Annotated in this window: 12 protein-coding genes and 1 pseudogene; 8 read left to right on the top strand and 5 right to left on the bottom strand. The window is 71.0% G+C overall.

Going from position 1 to position 13,200, the window contains the following annotated elements; translation table 11 throughout:
* The first annotated feature begins 21 nt into the window (after positions 1-21).
* Both O7617_RS08165 and O7617_RS08160 read left to right on the top strand, forming a co-directional pair.
* Positions 22-522 carry a SigE family RNA polymerase sigma factor gene (locus O7617_RS08165; RefSeq protein ID WP_282262586.1) on the top strand — a complete coding sequence of 167 codons (501 nt, stop codon included), beginning with the start codon at positions 22-24 and terminating at the stop codon, positions 520-522.
* Entirely contained in the window at positions 515-1,369 is an 855-nt protein-coding gene (locus tag O7617_RS08160; protein WP_282262584.1) for a hypothetical protein, read from the top strand. The genes O7617_RS08165 and O7617_RS08160 overlap by 8 nt, the downstream gene beginning before the upstream one ends.
* A gap of 184 nt (positions 1,370-1,553) precedes the next feature.
* Here the strand turns inward: O7617_RS08160 and O7617_RS08155 are convergent, their stop codons facing one another.
* On the bottom strand, positions 1,554-3,137 hold the full coding sequence (locus O7617_RS08155) for an acyl-CoA carboxylase subunit beta (RefSeq protein ID WP_282262582.1): 1,584 nt from the start codon (positions 3,135-3,137) through the stop codon (positions 1,554-1,556).
* An 84-nt stretch (positions 3,138-3,221) separates the two neighbouring features.
* On the opposite strand from O7617_RS08155, the gene O7617_RS08150 reads away from it, so the two are divergent.
* Both O7617_RS08150 and O7617_RS08145 read left to right on the top strand, forming a co-directional pair.
* A complete protein-coding gene (locus O7617_RS08150) occupies positions 3,222-4,097 on the top strand; it encodes a biotin--[acetyl-CoA-carboxylase] ligase (protein WP_282262581.1) in 876 nt (291 codons plus the stop codon).
* A 152-nt stretch (positions 4,098-4,249) separates the two neighbouring features.
* Positions 4,250-4,822, top strand: coding sequence for a PH domain-containing protein (locus O7617_RS08145; RefSeq protein ID WP_282262580.1), 573 nt, complete (start codon positions 4,250-4,252; stop codon positions 4,820-4,822).
* Positions 4,823-4,868: 46 nt separating this feature from the next.
* Here O7617_RS08145 and O7617_RS08140 read toward each other — a convergent pair whose 3' ends face one another.
* The 3 genes and pseudogenes from O7617_RS08140 to O7617_RS08130 form a co-directional block, all read right to left on the bottom strand.
* Complete coding sequence (locus O7617_RS08140; RefSeq protein ID WP_282262579.1) at positions 4,869-5,525, bottom strand: MaoC/PaaZ C-terminal domain-containing protein; 657 nt, start codon at positions 5,523-5,525, stop codon at positions 4,869-4,871.
* Positions 5,522-6,226, bottom strand: a complete 705-nt coding sequence (locus O7617_RS08135) for a GtrA family protein (protein WP_282264672.1) — start codon at positions 6,224-6,226, stop codon at positions 5,522-5,524. Before O7617_RS08135 ends, O7617_RS08140 begins: the two co-directional genes overlap by 4 nt.
* Before the next feature lie 63 nt (positions 6,227-6,289).
* A pseudogene (locus O7617_RS08130) lies at positions 6,290-7,128 on the bottom strand (GtrA family protein).
* A gap of 136 nt (positions 7,129-7,264) precedes the next feature.
* On the opposite strand from O7617_RS08130, the gene O7617_RS08125 reads away from it, so the two are divergent.
* The 4 genes from O7617_RS08125 (at position 7,265) to O7617_RS08110 (ending at position 12,276) form a co-directional block, all read left to right on the top strand.
* Entirely contained in the window at positions 7,265-9,109 is a 1,845-nt protein-coding gene (locus tag O7617_RS08125) for a phosphoenolpyruvate carboxykinase (GTP) (RefSeq protein ID WP_282262577.1), read from the top strand.
* Between the two features lie 37 nt (positions 9,110-9,146).
* Positions 9,147-10,016 (top strand): hypothetical protein, encoded by an 870-nt coding sequence (locus tag O7617_RS08120; protein ID WP_282262576.1) that lies wholly within the window; start codon positions 9,147-9,149, stop codon positions 10,014-10,016.
* Between the two features lie 315 nt (positions 10,017-10,331).
* Positions 10,332-11,474 (top strand): geranylgeranyl reductase family protein, encoded by a 1,143-nt coding sequence (locus O7617_RS08115; RefSeq protein WP_282262575.1) that lies wholly within the window; start codon positions 10,332-10,334, stop codon positions 11,472-11,474.
* A gap of 31 nt (positions 11,475-11,505) precedes the next feature.
* Entirely contained in the window at positions 11,506-12,276 is a 771-nt protein-coding gene (locus O7617_RS08110) for an isoprenyl transferase (RefSeq protein WP_088986344.1), read from the top strand.
* A gap of 36 nt (positions 12,277-12,312) precedes the next feature.
* On the opposite strand, the gene otsB is transcribed toward O7617_RS08110, so the two are convergent.
* Positions 12,313-13,137: a trehalose-phosphatase gene (gene otsB / locus O7617_RS08105; RefSeq protein ID WP_282262574.1), complete on the bottom strand. Its 825-nt coding sequence runs from the start codon at positions 13,135-13,137 to the stop codon at positions 12,313-12,315.
* Positions 13,138-13,200 lie beyond the last annotated feature (63 nt).

The following is a 13,200-nucleotide window of genomic DNA, read 5'->3' as shown; positions in this document are numbered from 1 at the left end:
ACCGACACGGGGAGGTGGAGGGTGCCGGACGTCGACGGGTTCGACGAGTTCTACCGGGGCAGTCGGCAACGGCTGCTCGGGTTCGTCTACGTGCTCACCGGCGACCGGGGTGAGGCGCAGGACGCCGTGCAGGAGGCGTACATCCGGGCGTGGCAGCGCTGGTCCACGGTCAGCGGCTACGACGACCCGGAGGCGTGGGTACGGGTGGTGGCCAGCCGGATCGCCGTCAGCAGGTGGCGCAGCCTGCGCAGCCGGGCCCGCGCGTACCTGCGGCACGGCGCGACCGAGAGCGTTCCCGGCCCGGGCACCGACACCGTCGAGGTGGTCGCCGCCCTGCGTCGGCTGCCCGAGGAGCAACGCGTCGCCATCGCCCTCTACTACCTGATGGGTATGCCGGTCGCCGAGGTGGCACGGGAGACCGACGCCCCGGTGGGCACGGTGAAGGCTCGACTCTCCCGGGGGCGTGCCGCGCTCGCCGGGCTGCTCGCCGTCTCTGACCTGGAGGAGGCCACCGATGCGTGACGACCTGACGTTCGTCGAACAGGTCCGGCGAGACCTGCAGAACGTGCGTTGGCCCGCCCCGGAGGAGATCCGGGCCCGGGCCCGCCACCGCAGTCAGCGCAGGATAGTGGCGGCCACCGCTGTACTGGCCCTCGCCGGGGTTGCCGGCGTGGCGGTCGCGGCTCCGCGGAACTCCCCGTCGCCGGCCCTCCCGGTCGCGTCCGCCTCGCCGACCCGGCACGAGATCACCACCGACGCACTGTTGCAGCCAGCCGACCTGCCGCAGCAGGTCGGTGTGCAGCTCAGCGATTCCGGGCTCGGTGAGCCGGTCCAACTGGATCACGAGCTCGACTACTGCCGGACGAGCCAGGGGCGCTCGGACGGACGGAAGATGTCCATCCTGTCCCGCTCGCAGACCCTGGTGCACAAGCAGTCTCCGAGCGTTGCCACGCAGAGCAAGGGCGTGTTCACGCAGGATCTCTTCCGAATGGTGCCGGAAGCGGCCACGCAGCTCTTCGCCGATCTGGACGAGCTGGTCGCACCCTGCGCCGAGTGGCGCAGCGTCGGGCCGGTGAAGACGGCGGAGGGCATCCGCACGATGGAGGCGGTCCACCGGTGGGCGGTGGCGCAGAGAGGTTTCGCCGGGGACGACGCCGCCATCCTGCGCGACTCGCTCACGGCCGCCCGAGACATCCAGACCGGGCAGACAACCGGCGATGACCCGCCGCCCATTCTCCTGGCGGTCGTCCGCGTCGGCGACACCGTCTCGGTGCTCCGTTCATGGGTCGGGGGCACCGAGGCGGAACTCATGCAACTCGCCGTGGTGGCGGCAGCCCGCATGTGCGCCGCCGCCAACCCGCCCTGCTGACCCCGCCCCGCACGGCGATGATCCGCACAACATCGGGGATGTTGCTGCCTCGCGACGCCCGGAGGCAGCAACATCCCCGATGTTGCGTGGAGTGGGTGCGGGCTTCGCGCAGGCCGGGCCAGGCGCAGGGGGACCAGGCCAGGCCAAGGGCCTCGGCCGAGGGTCAGGGCGGGTACCGGTGAGATCAGAGTGGGATGTTGCCGTGCTTCTTCGGGGGCAGGGTCTCCCGCTTGGTACGCAGGACGCGCAGCGCTCGCACGATCTGGGTACGCGTCTCGTGCGGCGGGATGACCGCGTCGACGTACCCGCGTTCGGCCGCCACGTACGGGTTGGCCAGGGTGTCCTCGTACTCGGCGATCTTCTCGGCCCGGACCGCCGCCGGGTCGTCGGCACCGGCCAGCTCGGAGCGGTAGAGGATGTTCACCGCTCCCTGCGCGCCCATCACCGCGATCTGCGCTGTCGGCCAGGCGAAGTTCAGGTCCGCGCCGAGGTGCTTGGAACCCATCACGTCGTACGCCCCGCCGTACGCCTTGCGGGTGATCACGGTGACCTTGGGGACGGTCGCCTCGGCGTACGCGTAGATGAGCTTGGCGCCCCGACGGATGATGCCGTCCCACTCCTGGCCGGTGCCGGGCAGGAAGCCGGGTACGTCCACGAAGGTCAGCACGGGGATGTTGAACGCGTCGCAGGTGCGGACGAACCGGGCGGCCTTCTCCGAGGCGGCGATGTCCAGGGTGCCGGCGAAGTGCATCGGCTGGTTGGCGACCACGCCCACCGGCCGCCCTTCGACCCGGCCGTAGCCGACCACGATGTTCTGCGCGTAGAGCGGCTGGACTTCGAGGAACTCCCCGTCGTCCAGGACGTGCTCGATCACCGTGTGGATGTCGTACGGCTGGTTGGCAGAGTCCGGGATCAGGGTGTCCAGCTCACGGTCCTCGTCGCTGATCTCCAGCGCGGCGGTGGCGTCGATGACGACCGGCTCGTCGAGGTTGTTCGACGGCAGGTACGACAGCAGCGCCTTCACGTAGTCGACGGCGTCCTCCTCGTCGCTGGCGAGGTAGTGCGCGTTGCCGCTGCGGGAGTTGTGGGTACGGGCCCCGCCCAACTCCTCCATGCCGACGTCCTCGCCGGTCACCGTCTTGATCACGTCCGGGCCGGTGATGAACATGTGCGAGGTCTGGTCGACCATCACGGTGAAGTCGGTGACCGCGGGCGAGTAGACGGCGCCACCGGCGCAGGGGCCCATCACCAGCGAGATCTGCGGGATGACACCGGAGGCCCGTACGTTGCGGAAGAAGATCTCCCCGTAGAGGCCGAGCGAGACCACGCCCTCCTGGATGCGGGCGCCACCGGAGTCGTTGATGCCGACCACCGGGCAGCCGATCTTCATGGCCAGGTCCATCACCTTGACGATCTTCTCGCCGAAGACCTCACCGAGTGAGCCGCCGAAGACCGTGAAGTCCTGTGCGAAGACGCACACCTGCCGGCCGTCCACCGTGCCGTAGCCGGTGACCACCCCGTCGCCGTACGGGCGGCTCTTCTCCAGCCCGAAGGCCGTGGACCGGTGCCGGGCCAGCTCGTCCAGCTCGACGAAGGAGCCCTCGTCGAGGAGCATCTCGATCCGCTCACGGGCGGTCCTCTTGCCGCGCGCGTGCTGCTTCTCGACCGCGCGGGCCGACCCGGCGTGCACCGCCTCGTCGACCCGGCGCTCCAGGTCCGCCAGCTTGCCCGCGGTGCTGTGGATGTTGGTCCCGGTCTCGGTAGTCACCCAGGGAATATAACGATGGTTCAGGTGGGTGCCGCTGTGCAGTACGCCTCAGTGCCGACACGGCCGCCGCCGTAGGCTGACGGGATGCCGGGCTCCCCGTACACCGATCTGGATCGCCCGCCGCTGTCGGCGGCCCGGCTGCGCCGCGCGTTGGTCGCGCCGAACGGGCCGTGGGCCCGGCTGGAGCTGCGCACCGAGACCGGCTCCACCAACGCCGACGTGGCCGAGGCCGCTCGGGTCGGTGAGCCCGAGGGCCTGGTCGTGGTCGCCGAGCAGCAGACCGCCGGGCGTGGCCGTCGCGGTCGGGTCTGGCAGTCGCCGGCTCGGGCCGGCATCACCACGAGCGTGCTGCTGCGGCCCGGCGAGGCCGTGCCGGACCGCGGTTGGCTGCCGGTGCCACCGACGGGGTACGGCTGGCTGCCGTTGCTGGCCGGTGTGGCGCTGGTGGAGGCGGTGGCCCGGCTGGCCGAGCTGGAGGCCGCCCTGAAGTGGCCCAACGACCTGCTGATCGACGGCGCGAAGTGCGCGGGCGTGTTGGCCGAGGTGGTGCCGGGGCGTTCGGCTGACGAACCGGCGGCCATCGTGCTCGGCATCGGGCTCAACGTGACGCTGCGCGCCGACGAGCTGCCGGTGAACCCGACCGGGCTGCCGGCCACGTCGCTTCAGCTCGCCGGCGCGGCGGCCACCGACCGGGATCCGCTGCTGCGGGCCCTGCTCCGCTCGGTGGCCGACTGGTACGACAGGTGGCGTTCGGCGGGCGGGGACGCGGTGGCCAGCGGCCTGCGGGACGCCTACCTGGCGGCCTGTTCGACTGTCGGCCGTGAGGTGCGCGTCATGCTCCCCGACGGCGAGGTGCTGACCGGCACCGCCACGGGGGTGGACCGGGACGGCCAACTCCAGGTGGCCACCGCCGCCACCACCCGCACTCTGGCCGCGGGTGACGTCCTGCACCTGCGCTGATCGCGCGGCCGGCGTCGACCGCACGACGGCCGTGACCGGCCGCCCACCTTGCAAGATCGTGAAGTGCGGGGTGGGGCCGCGTGGCGGATGTCGTGGTGGGCTCTGGGGGGTTTACCGTCTGCGCGTCGAGAAGATGGCGTTGGAGGTTTGCCGTGGCGTTTCCCGAAGACGTGCTCACCAAGGACGAGCACGTCGTGCTGCACCTGCATCCGCACTGGAAGGCGCTGATCCGGCCGATCGTGGTGCTGGTGCTGGCCATCGCCGCAGTGGTGGTCGGCGTGCTGCTGCTGCCCGAGAGCAGCGGCGGTTCGATCGCCCTGGCCGTGATCGGGGCGATCGCCCTGGTCGCGGTGCTCTGGCTCGGTCTGTGGCCGTTCCTGGTCTGGCGTACCACCCACTACCTGTTCACCAACGAGCGTGTGCTGTTGCAGCAGGGTGTCTTCTCCCGGGACCGGCGGGACCTCCCGCTCACCCGGATCAACGACCACTCGATGAACCAGCACTTCTTCGAGCGTCTGCTGGGCTGCGGCACGCTCACCATCGAGTCGGCCGGGGAGCGTGGCCAGTCGGTGCTCGCCGACGTGCCCGGGGTCGGCCGGGTGCAGACGACCCTCTACGAGTTGGTCGAGGCGCAGCACGACAAGCACTCGCTCGGCGACGGGGAGATGCGCGACATCCTCGCCGACATGCGCGAGGGTAAGCCGCTGCGCGACACCACGACCTGATCCGTCAGCGACGACCGTGACCCGCCCGGACCGACGTCGGGGCGGGTCAGTTCCGGGTTTCGACGCTGGGCGGGCCGCTCGCGGGCGGCACGGCCCCGGCCGGAGTGGCCCGGGCCGGGTCGGTCTGGGCCGGGTTGCTGGACGGCGGCTGGTCGGCCGCCGGTGCGCCCGCACCGGGCAGGTCCGGGGCGGGAGTGTCGCCCCCGGTCGGTCGCGCGGCGAACCAGCCACGGAACCGGGTCCGGAGCACCTCCTGCTCGGGCCGGTCGTCCGGGCCGAGGCGGAGCATGGTGCCGGTGAGGCTGACGGTGCCGAGCCCCGGCCGGGCGGTGGACGGTCGGGCACCCATCACGTCGACCCGTACGGCGAGCCGGTCGCCGGCGCGCACGGGAGCGAGCCAGCGCAGCTCCTCCAGGCCGGGCGAGGCGTCCGCCGCCGCCCGGGACAGCAGATGGTCGACGTAGGCGCGCATGAACAGGCTGACGGTGTAGAAACCACTCGCGATCAGCCCGCCGTGCCGACTCCGCCCGGCCAGGTCGGGGTCGACGTGGTACCACTGCGGGTCGAAGCGACGGGCGAACGCGACCATCTCGTCGCCGTCCACGGTCACCACGCCGAGGTCGACGGTCAGCCCGGGGACGAGATCCTCGAAGAACAGCTCTGCGGGTTGCCCGGTGCCGGAGCGTGCGGCGGGTGCCGTCACCGGCGGGGTGAGCGGCGAGTGCCGACGTGCAGCTCCGCGGCGAGTTCCGCGTCCAAGTCGGCGGCGGGGCTGACGCTCAGCCGGGCGGGCCGCCCCTGGGTGGGGGCGCCGGGCGGTGGGTCGCCGCGGTGCGCGGCCTCCGCCTCCTCCAACTCGGAGACGGATTCGGCGAGTTCGGCGACCGGGTCCATCTCGGCCATGGTGTCCCACTCGTCGCGCGGGATGTCGTGCCAGGTGGAATCCGGCTTCGTCTCGTCCTCGATCGCCGCGACCGGCTGGAAGACGAACGTCCGGTAGGACCAGAACCGGAACAGCGTGGCGAGCAGGACGCCGACGGTCTTTGCCACGTTCAGGGCGAGCAGGCCGTGCACGCCGAGGCCGTACTTGGCGGCAGCCACCGCGCCGAGCTCAATGAGCAGGCCGGCGCCATTGAAGAGGAAGAAAAGGAGGTATTCCCGACGAAGTGCCGATTTCGGACGATCCCGGTACGTCCAGTGCCGATTCATGAGGTACGACGTGATCGTGGCGACAATGGTCGCGACCACTGTTGCCTTCAACTGGCCGTTAACGAAAACGGTCAGTGCAAGGGCATTGAACACCGCGTAATTGATGACGGTGTTGATGCCGCCGACGATGCCGAACTTGAGCGCCTCGTGGATGAACTTCTGCCAGCGCTCAGGCAGCAGACGGACAAGACGCATGCGAAACACCTTAGGGCAGTCGTGGCGGCCGGCGATCACCGGCCGAACAGGGTAGGCGGCAGGTCACGCCCCGTGGTCACGGTCGGGCATGACCGGCGGAAGGGTTGGGGTTCCCGCTTCGACGAAGACGAACCGCCGGTACGACCAGAATCGGAACAGCGTGCCGAGCCCGGTGCCGACGATGTAGCTGGCCACGTTGTCGGCCAGGCGCGTCTCGAACACGGCCGGCCAGATGCTGCCGAGCCCGTACCGACTGATCGCGAGGCAGGCCACCGCGATGCCCAGGCCGACCGCGTTGAACAGGAAGAACAGCGCGTACTCGCGGGCCGGGTTGTTGCGCTGGCGGTGGCGCCACGTCCAGAACCGGTTGCCCAGGAAGGCGACGGAGGCCGCGATCACCGTGGAGATCGTCTTCGCCGTCAACTCCTCCACGCCGCGACTGCTCGTCAGGTAGTTGAAGAGCGCGAAGTCGATGAGGAAGGCGATGCCGCCCACGGTGGCGAACTTGCTCATCTCGCGAACGAGGTGACCGAAACGGTCCAGCAGTTTGCCGACCAGACCCGGTCGGGTCTGCCGGGAACCCGGTTGCTCCCCGGTCATCGTGGCGGCCACGGGGCGAGCCTACCGGCTGTGGCCCGGTCAGCGGGGTAGCAACCGCGAGCGGGTGTGGCCGCACACGGGAGCCCAGCGCCGTGTGCGGAACGGTTGAACGCAGCGTAACCAATTGGGAGGACTGTCGCGGCCCGGAACGGGAATCCACGCACCGGTCGGCAGGGCATGGCCACGCCCGGCCGCACCAAGAGTCCGCCGGAGTGCACAACAAGATTTGCGTGAAACTGCGCGGGAAAGCGGGTATCAGCTCGCGATGCCGCAGCGTAGCCGTAGCTTGTGCAGTTCTTCACAACCAGTCCCACTGACTCGGAACGCTGTCCGGTTTACGCTGAGGCCAATCCCAGGTTTCCACGAAGGCGACGCATCGCGCCGCTGAGTCTCGTGCATCCCATAGATCGGTCAGCGTCGACCACAAGGAGATGTGTCATGGTTGCTCCGGCTGTTGTGCGGGGTATCGATCAGGCCCCGACGTCCCACCCGAAACTGCTCGCCTGGGTCCGTGAGGTCGCAGAACTGACCACCCCCGACCGTGTCGTGTGGGTGGACGGGTCCGACGAGGAGTGGCGCCGCCTCACCGACGAGCTGGTGGAGGCCGGGACGCTGATCCGGCTGAACCCGGAGAAGAAGCCCAACTCGTTCTACGCCCGTACCGACCCGTCCGATGTCGCCCGGGTCGAGGAGCGTACCTACATCTGCTCCGTCGACGAGGCGGACGCCGGCCCCACCAACAACTGGATGGCGCCGGCCGAGATGAAGCGGACGATGACGGATCTGTACCGGGGCTCGATGCGCGGTCGCACGATGTACGTCATCCCGTTCGTGATGGGCCCGGTCGAGGCCGAGTCTCCGATGTTCGGTGTCGAGATCACCGACAGCCCGTACGTGGTCGCCTCCATGCGGATCATGACGCGGATGGGCGCGCGGGTCCTCGAGGCGATGGGTGACGACGCGGACTTCGTGCACGCCCTGCACTCGATCGGCGCGCCGCTCGCCCCGGGCCAGCAGGACGTGGCCTGGCCGTGCAACGAGACCAAGTACATCTCGCACTTCCCGGAGACCCGGGAGATCTGGTCGTACGGCTCGGGGTACGGCGGAAACTCGCTGCTCGGCAAGAAGTGCTACTCCCTGCGGATCGCCAGCGTGATGGGCCGGGACGAGGGTTGGCTCGCCGAGCACATGCTGATCCTCAAGATCACCTCGCCGGAGGGCCGGGTCTACCACATCGCCGGCGCGTTCCCGTCCGCCTGCGGTAAGACCAACCTGGCCATGGTGGAGCCGACCATCCCGGGTTGGAAGGTCGAGACCATCGGCGACGACATCGCCTGGATGCGGTTCGGCCCGGACGGCCGCCTGTACGCGGTGAACCCGGAGTACGGCCTCTTCGGTGTCGCGCCCGGCACCGACTGGAAGACCAACGCCAACGCCATGCGCACCCTGGACCGGGGCAACTCCATCTTCACCAACGTGGGTCTCACCGACGACGGTGACATCTGGTGGGAGGGCATGGGGGAGCCGCCGGCACACCTGATCGACTGGAAGGGCAACGACTGGACGCCGGAGAGCGACAGCCTCTCCTCCCACGCGAACAGCCGTTTCTGCACCCCGATCACCCAGTGCCCGATCCTCGCCGACGAGTACTTCGACCCGAACGGCGTGCCGATCGACGCGATCCTCTTCGGTGGGCGCCGCAAGGACACCGTCCCGCTGGTGACCGAGGCCCGCGACTGGGTGCACGGCGTCTACATGGGTGCCACGCTCTCCTCGGAGACCACCGCGGCCGCGTCCGGCGCCGTCGGCGTGGTCCGCCGCGACCCGATGGCGATGCTGCCGTTCATCGGCTACCACGCGGGCGACTACTTCCGGCACTGGATCGAGATGGGCAAGGGCGCCGACGGCGACGAGGCGAAACTGCCGAAGATCTACTACGTCAACTGGTTCCGTAAGGACCCGGACGGCTCGTTCCTCTGGCCGGGCTTCGGGGAGAACTCCCGGGTGCTCAAGTGGATCGTCGAGCGGATCGAGGGCACCGCCGACGCGGTCGAGACGCCGGTCGGTATGGTCCCCGCGCCGAACGCGCTGGACGTCGAGGGTCTGGACATGACCCCGGAGGACGTCCGGATCGCCCTCAAGGTCGATCCGGACGAGTGGCGCAACGAGCTGCCGATGATCACCGAGTGGTTCGAGAAGTTCGGTGACAAGCTGCCCGGCGTGCTCTGGGCCGAGCTGGACGCGCTGCGCGCCCGCCTGGATGCCGTGCAGCCGCAGCGCTAGGTGTGAAGACCTGCCCCTCCGGGCATCACCGGATCCCATGAGGACGGCCGCCGAGACCGAGGTCCGGCGGCCGTCCGCCGTCCGGGCGCTCACCATCCTGCTGGCGACGACGGCGGCGGCCACCGTCGCGGTCGAGCTGCTCAACTGGTGGTACGCCCCGGAGCAGGGCTTCGGTCTGGCCGTACGCACCGGCTGGGCGATGCTGCGCTCGTTCGGCTTCCTGCTGCTGATCGCGCACGTCCGGCGGGGCCGCACGGTGGCCCGACCGTTCGGCTTGATCCTCGCGGTGACCACGATCTTCGCGGTCGGCCGTCTGATCGTGCCCCGGCAGGGGGTGCCGCCGTTGCCCGGCCTGCTCGGCTTCGCCGTGCTCAGCGCGCTCTGCGCCACGGTGGTCTGGCTGCTCTACCGCTCGTCGGCGCTGGCCGGCCACCTGGTCCGGCACCGCCCCCGGCTCGTCATCGACCGGGCCGGCATCTCCTGGCGGGAGACCCCTCCGCGCCGACCGCAGGCCAACACCTGGCTGTTGACCAGCCGGGTGGCGGCCTTCACCTACAGCCCGCTGATGCTGGTGCCGGCCCTGGTGGCCGGGGGATCCATCCTGGACGGGCGGCTGAGCGCGGTACCGGCAGTGCTGTTCTGGTTCGGAGCGGGCATCGCCGCGAGCTACGCGGTGCTGTTCTGCACCGCCTTCCTGATGCGGGACAAGGACTGGGCGCGTGGCCTGCTGGTCGCCGTCACCGTGGCCGTCCTCGCGGTGGACCTGCCGCTGTGCTGGTGGCTGCTGGGCGTGGACGGCCTGGTCCGCGACGGCGGCCCGCTGCTCGCCGCCGCGGCGCTGGCCCTCTACGGCCTGCGCCGGGCGGGGCGTGCCTCCGACGCAGCCCGACCCGACCGTCAACCCTGACCACGGCGGGCCCCACACCGACGCCGCTGGACGCCGACCCGTCGGCTGACCACGGCCCAGCCCTTGCCCATTCCCTCCTTTGCTCTGCACTCCTATATGCACCGGTTGCGGACGGTAACCGTCGCGTCCGTGGGTGCAGAGCAAAGGGGGCGGGTGAGACCTGCCGGGCCGGTGCGGGAGCGCTCGTCAGGGGCGGACAGGGGGCAGGATGACGGGTGGCGTCGGTCACAGCGGCCGACGTCCGGCCGACCGCAAGGCCGACCGCGTCGACGGCGGCGGAAGCGGACGCGCCGGGTCGGACCGGAGGGAGGCGCGGTGAGCGACGAGTTCGACGTGGTGGTGGTGGGAGCCGGGCCGGCGGGGGCGGCCGCCGCGCTCACCGCTCGCCGGGCGGGTGCCAGCGTGCTGCTGTTGGACCGGGCCGACTTCCCCCGCGACAAGGCGTGTGGCGACGGGATCGCCGCGCACTCGGTGGACGTGCTCGCCGAGCTGGGGGTGACCGAGGCGGTGGCGGGATACGCGCCGCTGCCCGCGTTACGCATGATCGCGCCGGGGGGCGGTGCGGTGGCCCGGGCGCTGCCCCGACCCGCGTACACCGTGCCGCGGGAGGTCTTCGACGCGCGTCTCGTGGCGGCTGCCGTGGCGGCCGGCGCCCAGCTACGTCGGCACACCGTGCGCCGGGTCGAGCCGCGCGCCGACCGGGTGGTGCTCGACGGGGAACTGTCCGGACGGGTGGTGGTGGGGGCGGACGGCGCCGGGTCGGTGGTGCGGCGTGCGCTCGGTCACCCGCAGAATCCCGACCGGCACCTGGCGCTCGCCATCCGGGGGTACGCCCCGGCTCTGCCCGGCCCGTCCGAGCAGCTCATCGTCACCTCGCAGGCGCGCTGGCCGGCGTACGCCTGGTCGTTCCCGATCGGCGACGGGCGGGCCAACGTCGGGTACGGGGAGGTGCTGCGCGGTGAGCCGTTGAGCCGCGCCTACCTGCTGGACCGGCTGGCCGCACTGCTGCCCGGCACCGACCTGGCGACGGTGACCGCGTTGCGGGCCCACCATCTGCCCCTGTCCACCCACCGACCGGCACCGGGTCGGGGTCGCACCCTGCTGGCCGGGGACGCGCTGTCGTTGATCAATCCGTTCACCGGTGAGGGCATCTTCTACGCGCTGCTGTCCGGTGCGCTGGCCGGCGCGGCAGCGGCCCGGTCACCCGAGGAGGCCGCCATCCGTTACGCCCACGGACTGCGTCGCCGCCTCGGCACCCACCTGCGGCACAGCTCGTTCGCCGCCTGGTTGGCGCGGCGGCGGCGGGTGGTGGACGCGGCGGTCCGGGCTGCCCGCCGGGACGACCGGGTGTTCTACGACGTGGTCGAGCTGGGCCTGGGTGACGGGCGTCTCAACGGACGCACGCTGGCGATGATCGGCATCGGTCTGGCCGGCCGTGGTGGGGCTCCGAGGCAGTGATCTGGGAGAAGGGTCGCTACGCTGCAAGGTGATGACGCTGCGGAACCTTATCTACTCCGTGTACGAGCGCCGGCTCACGGCGAAGCTCGCCGGTAAGCCGGTGCCCCGCCACGTCGGGGTGATGTGCGACGGCAACCGCCGATGGGCGAGGGAGATGGGCTTCGTCGACCCCAACGACGGGCACCGGGTCGGCGCGGCGAAGATCAAGCACGTTCTCGGCTGGTGCGACCAGGCCGGCGTCGGGCACGTCACCCTCTATCTGCTGGCCACCGACAACCTGCGCCGTCCGGCCAGTGAGCTGGACCCACTCCTCAAGATCATTGAGGACCTGGTGGTGGAGCTGGCCGAGGAGGGAAACCCCTGGCGGCTGCGCATCGTCGGGGCGCTCGACCTGCTGCCGGCGCAGACCGCGGCGGCCCTCAAGGGCGCCGAGGAGCGCACCCGCGAGCGCAGCGGCGGCGCGGAGGTCAACATCGCCGTGGGGTACGGCGGTCGCCGGGAGATCACCGACGCGGTCCGCTCGCTGCTGCTGGAGCATGCCGCCTCCGGCGGCACGCTCGAGGAGTTGGCCGAGGTGCTGGACGTCGAGCACATCTCCGAGCACCTCTACACCCGTGGCCAGCCCGACCCTGACCTGGTCATCCGCACCAGTGGCGAGCAGCGGCTGTCCGGCTTCATGCTCTGGCAGTCCGCGCACTCGGAGTTCTACTTCTGCGAACTCAACTGGCCGGATTTCCGGCACATCGACTTCCTGCGGGCACTCCGGTCGTACGCCACCAGGCAGCGCCGCTACGGCGCCTGAACGGGCCGGCGACGCGACCGTCGCCGACCCGGCCGGTCAGGACAGGTGGGTCAGTGCCTGGGTGAGGAAGTCGCCCAGGGCGGCCGGCGACTCGATGGTCAGGTCGGCGGCGTTGGCCACCTCGTGGCCGGTCTCCGGGTTGGCCACCGCCACACACACGCCGAGGAAGTCCGGGTCGGCGGCGGCGCGGGCACGCAGCGCGGCGAAAGCCTTGATGTCGGAGACGTCGTCACCGAAGTACCAGGCGCCGGTGGCGTCCTTGATCGCCTCGCCGATGACCATGCCCTTGTCCCGGTCGACGGGCGGCTTGAGCTCCAGCACCATCCGCCCGGCCTGCACCCGCAAGCCCAACCGTTCGGCCTGGGTCTCACCCCACTGCTGCACGGTCGAGCCGAGCTGCGGGGCGGTGCGCCAGTGCAGCGCGACGGACAGCCGCTTGTACTCCACCAGGGTGCCGGGTGGCAGCTCCGCCCGGGCCTGGTCGGCCAGCTCCGCCATGGTCGGCACCCAGGGCAGCGCGGCCGGCTCGGTGACGGTCTCCCCGCCGGAGTGGCTGTGCTCCAACCCGTAGAGGCCGTAGAGGTCCACGCCGTCGAGCCCGCCGAGCTGATCCCGGAGGAACTCGACGGGTCGGGCGGAGACGATCGCCACCCGCCGCACGACCGGGGCCAACGCCTCGATCGCGGTCAGCGCCTTGGGCGCCGGGCGGACCGCGGTCGGATCGTCGTCGACGGGCGCGAGCGTGCCGTCGAAGTCGAAGAAGAGCACGGTCCCGGCCGCCCGGCTGGCGGTCGTCCGCCAGGCCTGGTCGGCGTTCAACGGGGTCCTCGGCTGCTGATTGCCCAGATTCAACGGCGGCACGCGCGTCAGCGTACCCCGGCGATCGGGGCTCATTCCTGGCCGAGCGGACCCGTTCGGTGGTGG

It is taken from the genome of Micromonospora sp. WMMD1155, from assembly GCF_029581275.1.
GTDB lineage: Bacteria > Actinomycetota > Actinomycetes > Mycobacteriales > Micromonosporaceae > Micromonospora.
The sequence above is the reverse complement of the archived record's forward strand: the minus strand, read 5'-3'. Positions and strand labels throughout refer to the sequence as shown.

Excerpts from the sequence above, each read along its gene's own strand:
- O7617_RS08160 (WP_282262584.1), top strand. The coding sequence starts at position 515 with ATGCGTGACGACCTGACGTTCGTCGAACAGGTCCGGCGAGACCTGCAG.
- O7617_RS08150 (WP_282262581.1), top strand. The coding sequence starts at position 3,222 with ATGCCGGGCTCCCCGTACACCGATCTGGATCGCCCGCCGCTGTCGGCG.
- O7617_RS08135 (WP_282264672.1), bottom strand. The coding sequence starts at position 6,226 with ATGCGTCTTGTCCGTCTGCTGCCTGAGCGCTGGCAGAAGTTCATCCAC.
- O7617_RS08125 (WP_282262577.1), top strand. The coding sequence starts at position 7,265 with ATGGTTGCTCCGGCTGTTGTGCGGGGTATCGATCAGGCCCCGACGTCC.
- O7617_RS08120 (WP_282262576.1), top strand. The coding sequence starts at position 9,147 with ATGAGGACGGCCGCCGAGACCGAGGTCCGGCGGCCGTCCGCCGTCCGG.
- O7617_RS08110 (WP_088986344.1), top strand. The coding sequence starts at position 11,506 with ATGACGCTGCGGAACCTTATCTACTCCGTGTACGAGCGCCGGCTCACG.